The organism is Massilia sp. IC2-278 (genome assembly GCF_020708045.1).
Classification (GTDB): Bacteria; Pseudomonadota; Gammaproteobacteria; order Burkholderiales; family Burkholderiaceae_D; genus Telluria.
The window spans coordinates 228,222-243,213 of sequence record NZ_JAJFES010000003.1; the positions used below are offsets into that span (position 1 = coordinate 228,222).

General features: G+C 66.3%; 11 protein-coding genes. 9 read left to right on the forward strand and 2 right to left on the reverse strand.

What is annotated here, in order from left to right; translation table 11 throughout:
• Positions 1-2: 2 nt before the first annotated feature.
• Both hemN and LK540_RS08760 read right to left on the reverse strand, forming a co-directional pair.
• Positions 3-1,457 (reverse strand): oxygen-independent coproporphyrinogen III oxidase, encoded by a 1,455-nt coding sequence (gene hemN, locus LK540_RS08755; protein ID WP_229436808.1) that lies wholly within the window; start codon positions 1,455-1,457, stop codon positions 3-5.
• 260 nt (positions 1,458-1,717) lie between these two features.
• A complete protein-coding gene (locus LK540_RS08760; RefSeq protein ID WP_229436809.1) occupies positions 1,718-2,431 on the reverse strand; it encodes a hypothetical protein in 714 nt (237 codons plus the stop codon).
• A gap of 264 nt (positions 2,432-2,695) precedes the next feature.
• Between LK540_RS08760 and LK540_RS08765 the strand changes: the two genes are divergently transcribed.
• From LK540_RS08765 to LK540_RS08805, 9 genes are all read left to right on the forward strand, one after another.
• The gene (locus LK540_RS08765; protein WP_229436810.1) at positions 2,696-3,931 is read left to right on the forward strand and encodes a metal-dependent hydrolase; all 1,236 of its coding nucleotides are present in this window, start codon (positions 2,696-2,698) and stop codon (positions 3,929-3,931) included.
• Positions 3,932-4,112: 181 nt separating this feature from the next.
• On the forward strand, positions 4,113-5,435 hold the full coding sequence (locus LK540_RS08770; protein WP_267498728.1) for a sigma-54 dependent transcriptional regulator: 1,323 nt from the start codon (positions 4,113-4,115) through the stop codon (positions 5,433-5,435).
• Between the two features lie 490 nt (positions 5,436-5,925).
• Positions 5,926-8,109 carry a hypothetical protein gene (locus LK540_RS08775; RefSeq protein WP_229436812.1) on the forward strand — a complete coding sequence of 728 codons (2,184 nt, stop codon included), beginning with the start codon at positions 5,926-5,928 and terminating at the stop codon, positions 8,107-8,109.
• Between the two features lie 97 nt (positions 8,110-8,206).
• The gene (locus LK540_RS08780; RefSeq protein ID WP_229436813.1) at positions 8,207-8,653 is read left to right on the forward strand and encodes a hypothetical protein; all 447 of its coding nucleotides are present in this window, start codon (positions 8,207-8,209) and stop codon (positions 8,651-8,653) included.
• On the forward strand, positions 8,650-9,336 hold the full coding sequence (locus tag LK540_RS08785; protein ID WP_229436814.1) for a C39 family peptidase: 687 nt from the start codon (positions 8,650-8,652) through the stop codon (positions 9,334-9,336). The genes LK540_RS08780 and LK540_RS08785 overlap by 4 nt, the downstream gene beginning before the upstream one ends.
• 11 nt (positions 9,337-9,347) lie before the next feature.
• Entirely contained in the window at positions 9,348-9,845 is a 498-nt protein-coding gene (locus tag LK540_RS08790; protein ID WP_229436815.1) for a hypothetical protein, read from the forward strand.
• A 25-nt stretch (positions 9,846-9,870) separates the two neighbouring features.
• Entirely contained in the window at positions 9,871-11,514 is a 1,644-nt protein-coding gene (locus LK540_RS08795) for an acetate kinase (RefSeq protein WP_229436816.1), read from the forward strand.
• Between the two features lie 271 nt (positions 11,515-11,785).
• Positions 11,786-12,493 (forward strand): hypothetical protein, encoded by a 708-nt coding sequence (locus LK540_RS08800; RefSeq protein WP_229436817.1) that lies wholly within the window; start codon positions 11,786-11,788, stop codon positions 12,491-12,493.
• Between the two features lie 231 nt (positions 12,494-12,724).
• Positions 12,725-14,965: a TonB-dependent receptor gene (locus LK540_RS08805; protein ID WP_229436818.1), complete on the forward strand. Its 2,241-nt coding sequence runs from the start codon at positions 12,725-12,727 to the stop codon at positions 14,963-14,965.
• Positions 14,966-14,992 lie beyond the last annotated feature (27 nt).

Below are 14,992 nucleotides of genomic sequence, written 5' to 3' on the forward strand. Positions count from 1 at the left end.
GCTTATACGGTCCGCGAGTAGCGTGGCACGGCCGGCTGCACCGCAGACGGCGCGGCCAGGTAGCGGTCGAACACCATGCAGACGTTGCGGATCAGCAGGCGCCCGCGCGCCGTCACCGAGATCCAGTCGCCCTCGATGCTCACCAGGCCGTCGTATTCGAGCTGGCGCAGGGCCACCAGTTCGTCTGCAAAATACTGGCCGAAGGCGATCGGGAAGGCCAGCTCGATGGCGGAAATCGACAGCTCGAACTGGCACATCAGCTTGCCGATGACGGTGCGGCGCACCAGGTCGTCCATGCCGAGCGCGATGCCGCGCACCACCGGTAGCTCGTTGTTGTCGAGCGCCTCGTAATAGTCCTCGAGGGTCTTGGCGTTCTGGCTGTAGGTGGCGCCGACCGCGCTGATGGCCGACACGCCGCAGGAAATCAGGTCGGTGTCGGCATGGGTCGAGTACCCCTGGAAGTTGCGGTGCAGGCGGCCCTGGCGCTGGGCGATGGCGAGGTCGTCGCCGGGTTTCGCGAAGTGGTCCATGCCGATGTAAACGTAGCCGGCCCCGGTCAGGCGCTCGATGCACAGGGCCAGCATGGCCAGCTTTTCGGTGGACGACGGCATGTCGGCTTCGAGGATGCGCCGCTGCGGCTTGAACACGTGCGGCAGGTGGGCATAGTGGTAGATCGAGATGCGGTCCGGGCTGGCGGCGATCACCTTTTCGATGGTGGCGGTCATGGTCGCCAGGTTCTGCTTCGGCAGGCCGTAGATCAAATCGATGCTGATCGAACGGAAGCCGGCCTCGCACGCGGCGGCGATGATGGCGCGCGTGTCGCTTTCGGGCTGGACGCGGTTGACGGCCTTCTGCACCGCCGGATGGAAGTCCTGCACGCCCAGGCTGATGCGGTTGAAGCCCTGGCGGCGCAGGCCGTGCACGCGCTCCTTCGAAACCGTGCGCGGGTCGACTTCGATCGAATACTCGCCGACCTCGTCGGGCGCGAAGCGGAAGCTGCGGCGCAGGTGGGCCATCAGTTCGCCCATCTGCTCGTCGCTCAGGTAAGTCGGCGTGCCGCCGCCGAAGTGCAGCTGCTCGACTTCGTTGATGCCGGCGAAGAGCGCGGCCTGCATCGCGATCTCGCGCTTCAGGTAGCCAAGGTAGGTGGCGGCCTTTTCGCGGTTCCTGGTGACGATCTTGTTGCAGGCGCAGTAGTAGCAGACCGTGTCGCAGAACGGGATGTGCAGGTAGAGCGAGAGCGGGCGCGCGCCGCCGCGGGTGCGCACCGAGGCCACGGCGTGCAGATAGTCGCGGTAGGCGAAGCCTTCGCCGAAGCGGTCGGCGGTCGGGTAGGACGTATAGCGCGGGCCGTTCTTGCCGAGACGCCCGATCAGTTCGGGGTCGAAGTCGACGGTCCTGGCGACGGGAATGGCCGCGCGGCGCAGCGCGCTGACCGGGATGTGCTGGTGAAGCATGTGGAAACTCCTGCTGCCTGCCGGCCGCGGGGTGCGGCTCAGCTTGATGAATGGAGTCTATTGATGTGCAGCAGTGAAATCCTTGACTTACATCAAAAATAAGAGGCTTGCGATGTTGCGAGAACAATGATGCTTACGAGCCAGGATGCAAGACTCTTACTTCGCCTTGCCCGGCACCCTCTGCGATGAGCGGATACTGCTTTGCGTACGCTACTGCGCTGCTGACACTGGGGAATTGTGTACGACGTCTTGTTCATGCCTCAGGTTAATGTATATATCGCGCGATATGGGCGAAATCCCAGCCGCCGCTTGAAATCTTGTAGCCCTGGTTTAGCGCCCAGATAAGTGTCATACATAAAATATTCCAGACGGCGTTCGTCAATCAGCTGGCAAATAATTTTTAGCAACAGCAAGTACATCGCACCATCCTGATTCTTGTATCCCATCAGTTTGTCGGTTGCCGCAAAGTTCCCATATCGACCCATGCAGCAATAAGCCGCAAGCCGCCCTTCAGAATCAAAGGTGCCGTAACATTCATAATGGCTGTCATCGTCGAATGATTCTTCCTTGACAAGATAATGTGCGTCCATGGGACGTCCCTGACGTTCGAGAGATGAGGTATGTATCGCATGAATTTCGTCGACGTGCTGATTGCGATCAATTCGCCGAAACTGGTATCCCCGTGACGCTGCTTTCTTGCTTTGTGGGCCAGCATGACCATCACGCTTGACGGTTTCAAGATAATTCGAGTTCCTCCCTAAAAAACGACCAAGGTTAATCAAAGCGATTCCCAGCGTTTTATTTCCGATAAATTTAAATCGTGCGTGGGGCTTTGTGAATGCAGCGTGAATTTGTCCAATATGTTCGGGGTGAATACGTCGATAAAAGTGAAGGCGTGCTACCGGCAAGGTGACGATATGTACAGCCAGTCCGGCACGCTTGATCATGCGTGAGCAAAGCTCGGAAATAGTCACGATATCCTCCAGCAAGCCGCCCCGATGAGTGTTCTCTGCGCAGTGCGGCAGCGCATCATCTGCAGGCAAGTGTGGCGACACTTAACAACTAAGAGCAGGATCGCCTCTGACGAGTTCTCGCACCTTCTGCTTTATTGACCTTGCGCAGATTTACCTGCAATACCTCAGCCTTGCCTGGACCGTTGCAGTACGGATCGCAACTGCTTCTACCCTGCGCCACATGCCGTCTTCTGCGCAAACGGAACAGGGTGCTAATATTGCCTAATGGACAATCTGACCCACTCCCTGGCCGGCCTCGCGCTCGGCGAACTGACTCACCGCCTGCTGCCCTTTGATGCCGATCCGCAGCGCGCCAGCACCCGGCGCCGCCTGCTGCTGGTCAGCGCCGCAGTGGCCAGCAACTTCCCCGACCTCGACCTGGTCTTGACCGGGCTGGCGCCGGAACCGCTGGGCTACCTGCTGCACCACCGCGGCCACACGCACACGCTGCTCTACGCCCTGCCCCAGGCGCTGCTGATGCTGGCCGCGATCTGGCTGCTGTGGCCGGCGGCGCGCCATCTGCTGCGCACGAACGGGGCGGCGCGGCTCGGCTTGGCCGCGACCACCGTGCTCGGCCTGCTGCTGCACCTGGGCATGGACGCGATGAACGTGTATGGCGTGCACCCCTTCGCGCCCTTCGATCCGCGCTGGTTCTATGGCGACATGATCTTCATCGTCGAGCCGGTATTCTGGTTGGCGCTGGGCACGCCGCTGGCGGCGCACGTGGCGCGGCCCTGGCTGCGCCGGACTTTCCTGGCGCTGCTGCTGGTTGTACCGCTGCTGTTCACGCTGGCCGGCTTCCTGCAATGGGGTTCGCTTGCCGGCCTGGCCGCCATCTGGCTGCTGGCCCTGGTGCTGACGCGGCGCCGCAGCGAGCGCACGGCGCTGGTGGCGGGCGTGGCGACCGTGCTCGGCTTCGTGCTGGTGCAGGGTTACAGCGCCGGCCTGGCGCGCGAGCAGGTGGCGGCCAGCCTGCGCCGCGGCGATCCCTCGGTGCGCATCTTCGACACCGCCCTGTCGGCGTTTCCCGCCAATCCGCTGTGCTGGACGGTGGTGAGCGTGTCGGGCCAAGGTGACAGCTACCGGGTCCGGCGCGGCGTGCTGAGCCTGGCGCCCGGCGTCACGCCGGTGGCGGCCTGCCCGTTCAAGATCCATGGCGAATACGTGGCCAGGGACGGGGGCCAGACGGCCGGCGGCCTGGCCTGGGCCTGGGAAGAAAGCGGCTCGCGCGCGCGCCTGCGGGCGCTGCGGGCCGCCGACTGCCGCGTCGACGCCTGGCTGCGCTTCGCGCGCACGCCTTCGCTGGCCGACGGCCATGCCACCGACGTGCGCTACGGCCCGCACGGCAGCCATAACTTCTCGACCCTGCCTTATGAGAAGCAGGCACAGGCCGGCCTGCCCTGCCCGTCGCCGCTGCCGCGCTGGGGCTATCCGCGCGCCGATCTGCTCGGACTGCTATAGAAAACGGCGCCGGTCAAGCTCTTATATTGTCGAGTTGCTAACGCAGCACGCATATTTCAATTGTCACCAGTACAACTAGGTGAATGCGGTATGCTTGGATCTGGAACATGCCGATGTCAAAATTGCATGTGTCGGCGCCCGCATCGTCGCGGGGCCGGCGGACCGGATTTCAGGAGAATGGATGACGCCGAAACGATTGCTTTGCATTGCCCCTGACAGCCCTGATGCAGCCGCCATGCTGCGCGAAGCGATGCCCGACTGGGTCATCCGCAGCGTCGGCAGCCTGGACGAAGCCAGGTCCGAACTGCGCCAGGAAGCGTATCTCGTCGGCCTGCTGATGCACGTGATCGGATCGAAACCGCACCTGGAGATCGACCGTTTCCTGCGCCAGCACAGCGCGGTGCAGTGGGTCGGCGTGTTCCGCGCCGAAACCCTGGCCGCGCCCGCCTGCCGCGACCTGGTGGCCGACTACCTGTGCGACTACCATACGGCCCCGGTCGATCTGCAGCGCCTGGCCTACACGCTCGGCCACGTGCACGGGCATGCCCAGCTGCGCCGCCCGCGCCCCCGCCCTGCGAGTTCGGCATCGAGCCTGATCGGCAGCTGCGACGCCATGCAGCGCCTGCGCGGCCAGGTCGAGCGCGTGGCCAAGGTCGAGGCGCCGGTGCTGATCTGGGGCGAAAGCGGCAGCGGCAAGGAACTCACGGCCCAGGCCATCCACCGCCAGTCGCTGCGCAGCACCGGCCCGCTGGTGCCGATCAATTGCGGGGCGATCGCGCCCAACCTGATCCACTCGGAACTGTTCGGCTACGAGCGCGGCGCGTTTACCGGCGCGGCGCGCGACAAGGTCGGCCTGATCGAATCGGCCAACGGCGGCACCCTGTTCCTGGACGAGATCGGCGACCTGCCGAAGGATTTGCAGGCCAATTTCCTGCGCTTCCTGCAGGAGAAAACCATCATCCGGCTCGGCGCCACGCGCGCCATCCCGGTGGACGTGCGCGTGATCTCGGCCTCGCACGTGAATCTGCAGCAGGCGGTGGCGCGTGGCGACTTCCGCGAAGACCTGTATTACCGACTCTCGGTGCTGCCGGTCACGGTACCGCCGCTGCGCGAACGGCGCGACGACCTGGTGGAACTGGCCGAGCACTTCTTCCACCAGCATGCGGCCGACAAGGCGCCTGGCCTGAAGGGCTTCAGCAGCCGCGCCCTGAGCGCGATCGCGGCCCATCACTGGCCGGGCAACGTGCGCGAACTGATCAACCGCGTGCGGCGCGCCATGGTGATGGCTGACGGCAAGTGGATCGAACCCGACGACCTCGACCTGGCAATGCCTTCGCCGCCCATCGAAGCCGTGCTCGACGATGCGCGCTGCAGCTCGGAGCGCCTGGCGATCCGCGCCTGCCTCGACCGCAGCGGCCAGAACGTGAGCCGCGCCGCGCGCGACCTCGGCATCTCGCGGACCACGATGTACCGGCTGCTGGCCAAGCACAATATGCGGCCCTGAACCCGTCCGTAGCGCCCGCCCGGGCGCTGAAACGTTGTTTCTTATCTGAATGCCGGCCCTTGCCGGCATTCGTTTTTTGGTCCTACCCCCGCCTTCCCATTCCCCCTTCGGCACCGCTCTAGTGCGTGCCCAGCCGTATCCCGCCTGCTTGCCAGCCTGCCTCCAACATCGGCGTAGGAATGCATGAAGGGTCGCCGTCGGAGCGAACTGTCACAGTTTCTATGCAGCATGGGTGAACACTCTGTCGCAGGAGTGTCCACTGCTAACTCGACAAAAAGATACATAACTGTCCCACTTCCGGTACACCCATGCTGCATTAAATTCCTAACAACAATGCTTATACGCAATATGGACGTTTCCTAGTGGACTTATGCTGGAATTTCAATAACTTAAGCATATAACAACCCAGCTGGCATTGATCTTGCGTAAGCGAGGGTACTGGTACGACTGCCAGTCGGAACTCAACCACACACCCTAGGGGAATTTAAGCATGAACAAGACCTTGCTCGTTACCGCCCTGTCGCTCGCTTTCGGCCTGAATGCTCAAGCCCAGACGACGGACCCATCCACCAACTCCTCGACCAACGTCTCGCAGGACGGTAGCGGACTGAACGCCAACGACGGCGGCACCTCGACCTGGACCGATAGCTCGAGCCGCGACAACTCGAACCAGGGCAACAACTCGTCGACGAACACCTCGACCAACACTTCCGACAGCTCGAACCAGGGCAACAACTCGTCGACCAACACCGCGACGAACACCACGACCAACACGTCGACCAGCACCTCGGACAGCTCGAACCAGGGTAACAACTCGTCGACCAACACCGCGACCAACACGACCACCAACACGGCCGACAACTCGAACCAGGGCAACGACAATTCGACCGCGTCGAACACCCAGACCACCAACACCTCGACCACGACCGACCGTTCGAACCAGGGCAACGACAACTCGACCGCGTCGAACACCCAGACCACGAACAACAGCGCCGACAACTCGAACCAGGGCAACGACAACTCGTCGCGCGACAATTCGAACCAGGGCAACAACTCGTCGACCAACACCAACACGGCCGACAGCTCGGGCTCGAACAACGACTCCTCGACCCGCAACAGCTCGGGCCAGAACCGCAGCAGCGGTTCGTCGACCGCCTCGGGCCTGGGCGCCGCTTCCGCCAACAACGGCGGCATGGCAACCTCGAGCGTCGACAACTCGTTCAACACCTCGAGCGCCACCGCCACCAGCTCGCTGAGCGGCACGGTCTCGGGCAACAACATCCAGAACATCGGTAACGTCGCCACCAACGCAGGCAGCGCAAACGGCGCCAACGCCAGCGGCGGCGCAGGCGCCGGTGCATGGGGCGGCAATGCCAGCGGCGACGGCGGCAACGGCGCCACCGGCTCGGGCGGCCAGGCAGCTTCGGGCTCGACCGGCGGCAACGCCGTCACGGGCAGCGCCGGCAATGCCGACGCGATGGCTGGCGGCGCCACCGGCGGCGCAGGCGGCAACGGCGGCACCACCGGCTCGGCAACGAGCGGCTCGGGTGCGGCTGGCGGCGCAGGCGGCTTCGGCGGCGCGGGCGGCAACAACGGTAACGTCGCTGGCGGCAACGGCGGCGCGGCTGGCGCCAGCGGCGCCGGCACCGGCGGCGCAGGCGGCTCGGGCACGACCGGCAACGGCGGCAACGGCGGCGGCGTGGGCAGCGCACTGGCAGGCGCCGGCGGCGCAGGCGGCGAAGCCGGCGCGGCAACGGGCGGCAACGGCGGCAACGGCGCCGAAGGCGCACTGGGCGGCAGCGGCGCGGCCGGCGGCTCGGTCATGATCGGCGACGCATCGGCCAACGGCGACACCTCGGGTGCCGGCGCTTCGAACGGCGGCAACATGGCGTCGAGCGGCTCGGGCTCGGGCACCCCTGACAGCACCGGCGGCGCCAGCGGCTCGGCCGACGGCGGTTCGTCGACCGGCACCGGCGGCACCAACACCGGCGCCTCGAACACCGCTTCGGCCGGCACCGGCACGGGCGGCGCAGGCGGCGCGGGCGCGGCCGGCGGCAACGGCGGCACCGCAGGTGCGGGCGCTACCGCTTCGACCTCGAGCGGCTCGGGCGCAGCTGGCGGCACCGCCACCGGCGGCACCGGCGGCGCGGGCGCAGCCCTGTCGAGCACCGGCGGCGCAGCAGGCACCGGCACCAGCGGCGCCGGCGGTGCGGGCGGCGCGGGTTCGGGCGGCAGCTCGACCGCAGGCAGCGGCGCAGCAGGCGGCGCGGGCGGCTCGGGCGGCAGCACCGGCCTGGCCTCGAACACCGCGGGTTCCGGCGAAGCCGGCGGCTCGGCCACCACCGGTTCGGCTACCGGCGGCACCTCGACCTCGGGCGCGGCAACTGCCGGTAACGGCGGCGCAGGCGGCACCGGCGGTGCAGGCACCGGCGGCATGGGCGGCGCAAGCGGCGCCAACACCGCAGGCACCGCTACCGGCGGCAACGGCGGCTCGGCAACGGCCGGCAACGGCGGCACCGTGGCCGTCAACGCAGGCAGCTTCGACATGTCGAACGCCATGTCGAGCGTCGGCCAGTCGGCTGCAGGCGTGATGGTGATCAGCCAGAACAACGGCTTCTCCTCGCTGATCCAGCAAAGCGTCAACGTCCAGTCGAACCTGGCCGTCGGCCCGTAAGCTGGAAATGAGCTGACACCGGAAAGCATCCCGGTGTCCTGGCGACAGACTGCCGCGCCCTCCCCGGCGCGGCAGTTTTCAAGGATCAGGAGAAGCGATGAAAACGATTTTTGCAATTGGCAGCATGCGCCGTGCCTGCGCCTTTGTTGTGGCAGCCGCCCTGGCCGCTCCTGCGCTGGCCGCCGAACCTGCCCTGCTCGACGCCCGCGACCTGGGAAGCCTGCCCGACCTGGAGCAGCTGTCGCAGTCACTGGCCAGCGTGCCGGCCGACCTGCGCGAAACGCCGACCATCGGCGGCGAAACCGTGGCCACCGTCGACCTCGAACGCCTCGACCACGAGCGCGGCAAGGCCGATACCGTCTTGAACGACACCAAACTCAACGGCGACGTCGCCAACAACAACGCCGTCAACGTGAATACCGGATCGAACACGATCGATGCCGGCTCCTTTGCCAACATGTCGGGCATTCCCGTCGTGATCCAGAACAGCGGTGCCAACGTCCTGATCCAGAACGCCACCGTCATCAACCTGCAGTTCCAATGAATGCTCGTACCATCCTTTCCGGCCTGGCCCTGGGCCTGATGCTCGGTTCGACGGCCGCGGGCGCGGCCGAGATGTCCCTGCCGAGCGGCATGCGCGTCGGCATGCCGGTAAAAAGCATGAAGGACCTGCGCTTCCAGGCTACCCTGCGCCAGCAGTACGACTTCAGCTGCGGCTCGGCCGCGCTGGCCACGCTGCTGACCCACCACTACGGCGTCCCGACCTCCGAGCAGGACGCCTTCAAATACATGTTCCTGAGCGGCGACCAGGAAAAGATCCGCCGCGAAGGCTTCTCGCTGCTCGACATGCAGCGCTTCCTGAAAAGCCGCGGCTACACCGCCGACGGCTTCCAGCTGCCGCTCGACAAACTGATCGAAGCAAAACTGCCCGCCATCGTGCTCATTTCCGACAAGGGCTACCACCATTTCGTCGTGGTCAAGGGCGCCGAGGACGGCCGCATCCTGCTGGGCGACCCCTCGCGCGGCACGCGCACCATCCCGCGCGAGCGCTTCGAGGAGATGTGGTCGAACCGCATCCTGTTCGTGATCCACCAGGGCCCCAACAAGCCGGCGTTCAACCAGGCCGCCGACTGGCGGGTCGCGCCGCGCGCGCCGCTGGGCAACGGCATCGGCCCCGTCATCGACACCACCTACAGCCTGCCGAAATTCGGTCCCGGCGATTTTTGAGGAACAACACCATGCGGCTTCCCTTCGTCCTGTCTCTCCTGCTGCTGCCTGCAGCGGCGCCGGCGCTGGCCGATCCGATGGACCTGTTCACCGCGGAGAACGCAGTCGACAGCAGCCGCCTGGAAGATGCGCGCGGCGGCTTCCTGGTGGCCGACGGCCTGCTCGTCACGCTCGGCATCGAGCGCATGGTCAGCATCAACGGCAACGTCGTCGAACGCAGCGAAATCCAGCTGGGCGACATCGGCAAACTGGCCGGCGGTAATGGCCTGGTGTCGACCGAAGCGCTGGGCCAATTGCGCCTGATCCAGAACGGCGCGGTCAGCGCCGTGCGCGGCGACGCCTATGCTTCGCTGCTGGGCGGCACCATCATCCAGAACTCGCTGAACGACCAGACCATCAATGCCCAGACCACGCTGAACGCGACGGCGAACACCGCTGGAATGTTACGTGCGCTCAATTTTGCCGAAGGATTGAATAATGCTTTGTCAACAGCCATCGCACCCCGCTGATGGTGTTTCAAACATGGAGCAAGTAATGCACAAATTTCCGGCACTTTGTGTCGGCGCGCTCGTCGTGAGCGCAGCCTTCGGCGCTTCTTCGGCACTGGCGCAGTCCGCTTTGCAGCCCCCCGTCCAGCCCGCCGCGCAGGCCGGCGCGCAGTCCGTCGACCTGCTGGTCGAACAACTCAAGGCCATGCGCCAGCAGCTCGACGCCCAGCGCGCGCGCATCGACGAGCTCGAGCGCGGCGTGCGCAGCGCGCGCCAGGCCGGCCAGCCTGCCGAACCCGTCATCGACCTGGCGCCGGGCGCACTCGCGGCCGGGCTGCCGGCCACGGCCTCGGAACTCGACATGCTGCGCGGGACCGGCGGCGACCAGACCGCCGCCCAGCAGAATGCCCAGGCCCAGCTGGCCCAGCCGCCGCAGCAGCAGCCCCAGCAACAACAAATGCTGCAACAGCAGCAACAGCAACAACAGCAGCAGGCGCAACAGGCACAGCAGCGCCAGCAACAGCAGCAGCAACGCAACGCCCAGCAGAATGCACCGCTGAACCCGCAGAACGTGCCCACGAATCAACAGGCGACCACGCAGCAGCCGACCGCCCAGCGGCCGGCGGTCCCGCAGCCTGCCGCGCCGGCAGCCCCGGTCGGCGGCCCGGCCAGCGCCCCGGCTGCCGGCGTCAACACGGCCGCCGTCGGCCGCGCACCGGCCGCCCAGGCCCGCAGCGCCGAGGTGGCGCCGATCTTCGAGCAGCCCGGCGTGCTGACCCCGCGCGGCAAGTACGTGTTCGAGCCGGCCGTCCAGTACGGCTACTCGTCGAGCAGCCGCGTGGCCCTGGTCGGCTACACCGTGATCCCGGCCCTGCTGATCGGCCTGATCGACGTGCGCGAAGTGAAACGCAACACCACCACCGCCAGCGTCACCCTGCGCCGCGGCCTGACCAACCGCTTCGAGGTCGAGGCCAAGCTGCCCTACGTCTACCGTTCGGACGCCACCGTCAGCCGCGAAGTGTTCACCGGCACCTCGGTCGAGCGCGCCTTCCAGACCAGCGGCAAGGACCTGGGCGACATCGAACTGGCGGCGCGCTATCAGCTCAACGACGGCGGCGTCGACAAGCCCTTCTTCATCGGCGGCCTGCGCTTCAAGTCGCGCACCGGCAAGGACCCGTTCGAAGTCGTCACCGATTGCGCCACGCGCTGCATCGGCGAGAACGTCACCGGCAGCGGCCTGCCGCTGGAACTGCCGACCGGCTCCGGCTTCTATTCGCTGCAGCCGAGCCTGACCTGGCTGTTCCCGTCGGACCCGGCGGTCTTCTTCGGCAGCTTCAGCTACCTGCACAACTTCAAGCGCGACAACATCGAGCGCACCGTGCTGAACGGCGTCAAGGAACCGCTGGGCGAAGTCGCGCCGGGCGGCGTGTTCGGCTTCAACTTCGGCATGGGCCTGGCGCTCAACGACAAGGCCTCGTTCAGCCTCGGCTACGACCACAACTCCGTCGGCCGCACCAAGCAGAACGGCCGCGCCGTGCCGGGTTCGGTGCGCATGCAGCTCGGCACCCTGCTGGTCGGCTACTCCTACCGCCTGACCGACAAGAAAACCCTGAGCGTGGCGGTCGGCGCCGGCGTGACGCGCGATACGCCGGACGTGACCCTGATGGTGCGCGTGCCGATGTCGTTCTGATCAACGCGTTCTGACCCGGCCGTGTGTGGCGGTACGGGTGTCGGCGAACGGCGCGGGCGGCAACGCTTGCGCCGTTTTTTTAGGTGTCGCCACCACGGCGATGGAGCACTCACCTGTAAAGATCGTTTGCGGCCAATCTGTGTTGGAAATGACACTGGCATCGCGTATTTACACGGTTTTACATGGCGCACCCGAGCTTGCCCATCCAGGGCGCCTCCGGCGGCGCTAGACTCGACAGCATCCTTCCTGCATCGATGGTCGAGAGCCGCCCATGCAAACCCCTGCAACAGTCGTCAAGCTGATCGAACACGCGAGCCTGGCCGTCGAGCTGGCCGGACTGCCGCTGGCGCAGCTGTGCTTCGAGCGCCACCTGAACCCGCCGGCGATCCTGGCGGCCTACGCCAACTTCACCCGCCCCCACCCGCGCTACAAGGTGTTCCGCAACAAGGCGATGGGGATCGCCCTGGTCGACATCGCCGGCTTCGGGAATGCCGCTTCCTACCTCGACACCGTGCGCCAGCACGGCCACGCCGGCCCGCAAAGCCGCAAGGCGCTGGCGCGCGGTTACCGGCTGCGCCGCATCGACCGCAACGCCCACCTCGACGAGATCCACGCCATCCATACCTCCTGCGACCAGCGCCAGGGCCGCCCGATGGACGGCGCCTACCGGCACATGCGCCCGTATCCCGAGCAGCCGCATTGCGCCTGCTACGGCGCATTCGACGCCGGCGGCCGGCTGGCGGCGTACTGCAACGTGGCCCGCTTCGGCAATTTCTCGGCCACCGACCAATTGATGGGCTACAAGAACGGCGACGGCGCCATGTACCTGCTGCTGGCGCACATCATCTGCGAGCTGATCGAGGAGCGCCGGGTGGCCTGGTTCATGTACGACAGCTACCTCGGCGCCCTGCCCGGCCTGCGCGACTTCAAGCGCCGGCTCGGCTTTCGCCCCTACCGCGCCCGCTATTCGCTTGTCTAGACAGGGTGCTGTCATCCTGGCATCGTTCATTGCCAGTCAGACATCGACTGTCGCGCCCAGCCCTCGTTTCCAGACAATTAAGAGACGAGGGGCTGTTTCCTCGTTGCATGTACTGCTAGACTGCAAGACTTCAGCATCGCCGTTTATAAGTGTTGCATAAAACACAGGCCGCTGACGCCGGTGCCCTGCACTGCGCGCAACAAGATTCGATCCAAAAAACTAGGGGAATGCATGTCCAACCGTCAGGTTCGTTCGAACCTTACGCTGCTGGCTGCCGCCGTATCGGGTTTGCTCCCGTTCGGCGCGGCTGCGCAAGAAACCTCCGCCGTCGCCGACGGCCAGATCCAGGAAGTCCTCGTCACCGCGCAGCGCCTTGTCGCGCCGGAATCGAAGACGCCTGTCGCCATGTCCGTCATCAGCGGCGCCCAGCTCGCTAAAGCCGGCCTCGACCGCCCGTCCGACCTCGCCGCGCGTTTGCCCGGCGTGTACCTGAACGGCGCCGCCGACGGCCTGCGCATCACCATCCGCGGCGTCAGCAATGCCGACGCCACCGACAAGGGCGAGCCCTCGGCCGCCTTCATGCTCGACGGCGTGTATATCGCCCGTCCGCACAGCCAGAACGGCGACTTCCTCGACGTCGACCGCGTCGAAGTCCTGCGCGGCCCGCAGGGCACCCTGTACGGCCGCAACACCACGGCCGGCGTCGTCAACGTGATCTCGAACGCACCGGGCAAGACGCTCGAAGGCGCGGTCGGCGCGGAGCTCGGCACCTTTGGTGCGCGCAAGGCCGACGGCATGCTCAACGTGCCGGTGAACGATGCGCTGGCGCTGCGCGCGGCGGTGTCCGTGAAGCGCCGCGACAGCCTGCTGCGCAATGCCCAGGGCACGCCGCACGAACTCGGCCTGGACCGCGACGACCGCTCGGCGCGCCTGTCGGCCAAATTCGACTTCAACGCCGACGCCTCGCTGCTGCTGCGCTACGACCGCACGGTCCAGCACGACAACAACGACGTCATCGTCCCCGACACGAATTTCTACTCGGGCATCGAGACCGGCAACCCGGCCTGGCGCGGCGCCTCCACGACCGAGCGCCTGACGAATTCCTTCGTGCCGCCGAACGCGGTGCCCGAGCAGGGCCACAGCCGGCGCGATGCGCAGGGCCTGGCGGCCGAGCTGACCTGGAACCTGGGTCCGGCCACCCTGCACTACCTGGGTTCGCGGCGCCAGTTCGACCACGATTTCCTGGTCAACTATTACTACCGCATCGTGCCCGGCTTCGCGCTCGGCGTGCGCCAGTTTTTCGACGGCGCCTACGACCAGGATTCGCACGAACTGCGCATCGCCACGAAAGACACCGGCCGCGTCTCGGCCCAGGCCGGCGTCTACTGGTTCCGCGAAGACATGACCCAGCTCGCCACCTTCCGCGACCTGGAGCCGATCGGCCTGCCCCCGTACTACGTGTTCCCGACCGGCCCGGTGGTCTCGAAGAGCCGCGCCGTGTTCGGGCAGGCCACCTGGCGCGTACTGGACACACTGCGCCTGACGGCCGGCGCCCGCTACACGCAGGACGACAAGTCGCGCGTCGGCGCCACCAACCTGCAGTTCGGCCCGGTCTTCAACCCCGCCACCGACTTGGCGCTGCCGAATGCGGCCCACCTGGAAACGAGCAAGACCACCTGGCGCCTGGGCATCGACGCCGACCTGAACCCGTCCACCCTGGTGTACGGCGTGCTGGCCACCGGCTACAAATCCGGCGGCTTCAACGACGGCTGCCTGGCCGATTCGGGCGCGCTCGGCGTCGCCTGCCCGGCGCCGGTGGCGGAATCGGCCCTGGTGTATCGCCCGGAAACCCTGAAGTCGGTCGAGCTGGGCTTCAAGAGCCGCTTCTGGGCCAACCGCGCCAGCCTGAACCTGGCCGCCTACCGCTACGACTACGGCAATCTGCAGCTGTCGGGCGTGGAGATGGAAAATGGCGTGCCGCGCTACGTGACCCGGAATGCCGGCGTGGCCAGCGTGAAGGGTCTGGAAATCGAGGCGGCGGTGAAGCCCGTGGCCAGCGCCCGCTTCAGCTCCGCCCTGGCCTTCACCGACGCCCACTACGTCGACTACACGCCGGACGGCCTGCATTCCTGGGCCGGCTACAAGCTCGACCGCGCCCCGAGCGCGACCCTGACCCTGGGCTACGAGCAGGGCTTCGGCATCGGCGGCGGCACCGTGACGGCGGGCGTGTTCTCGCGCACCTCGCGCGACTACACCATCGGCATCCCGAGCAAGCTGCTGCGCTACCGCATCCCGGGCCGTACCGAGACCGACCTCAGCCTGGGCTACCAGCCGCTGGGCGCTCCCTGGAGCCTGCTGCTGCGCGTGCGCAACCTGCAGGACAAGGTCGAGCCGGTGAACATCGACAGCTTCGGCATGACCGTGCCGAGCGAGCCGCGCACCGTTTCACTGCGCATGGATTATCGCTTCTGATAACAACAACCTGACCAGCCAAGACGA

Excerpts from the sequence above, each read along its gene's own strand:
- LK540_RS08780 (WP_229436813.1), top strand. The coding sequence starts at position 8,207 with ATGAAAACGATTTTTGCAATTGGCAGCATGCGCCGTGCCTGCGCCTTT.
- LK540_RS08805 (WP_229436818.1), top strand. The coding sequence starts at position 12,725 with ATGTCCAACCGTCAGGTTCGTTCGAACCTTACGCTGCTGGCTGCCGCC.
- LK540_RS08775 (WP_229436812.1), top strand. The coding sequence starts at position 5,926 with ATGAACAAGACCTTGCTCGTTACCGCCCTGTCGCTCGCTTTCGGCCTG.
- LK540_RS08795 (WP_229436816.1), top strand. The coding sequence starts at position 9,871 with ATGCACAAATTTCCGGCACTTTGTGTCGGCGCGCTCGTCGTGAGCGCA.
- LK540_RS08785 (WP_229436814.1), top strand. The coding sequence starts at position 8,650 with ATGAATGCTCGTACCATCCTTTCCGGCCTGGCCCTGGGCCTGATGCTC.
- hemN (WP_229436808.1), bottom strand. The coding sequence starts at position 1,457 with ATGCTTCACCAGCACATCCCGGTCAGCGCGCTGCGCCGCGCGGCCATT.
- LK540_RS08765 (WP_229436810.1), top strand. The coding sequence starts at position 2,696 with ATGGACAATCTGACCCACTCCCTGGCCGGCCTCGCGCTCGGCGAACTG.
- LK540_RS08770 (WP_267498728.1), top strand. The coding sequence starts at position 4,113 with ATGACGCCGAAACGATTGCTTTGCATTGCCCCTGACAGCCCTGATGCA.
- LK540_RS08790 (WP_229436815.1), top strand. The coding sequence starts at position 9,348 with ATGCGGCTTCCCTTCGTCCTGTCTCTCCTGCTGCTGCCTGCAGCGGCG.
- LK540_RS08800 (WP_229436817.1), top strand. The coding sequence starts at position 11,786 with ATGCAAACCCCTGCAACAGTCGTCAAGCTGATCGAACACGCGAGCCTG.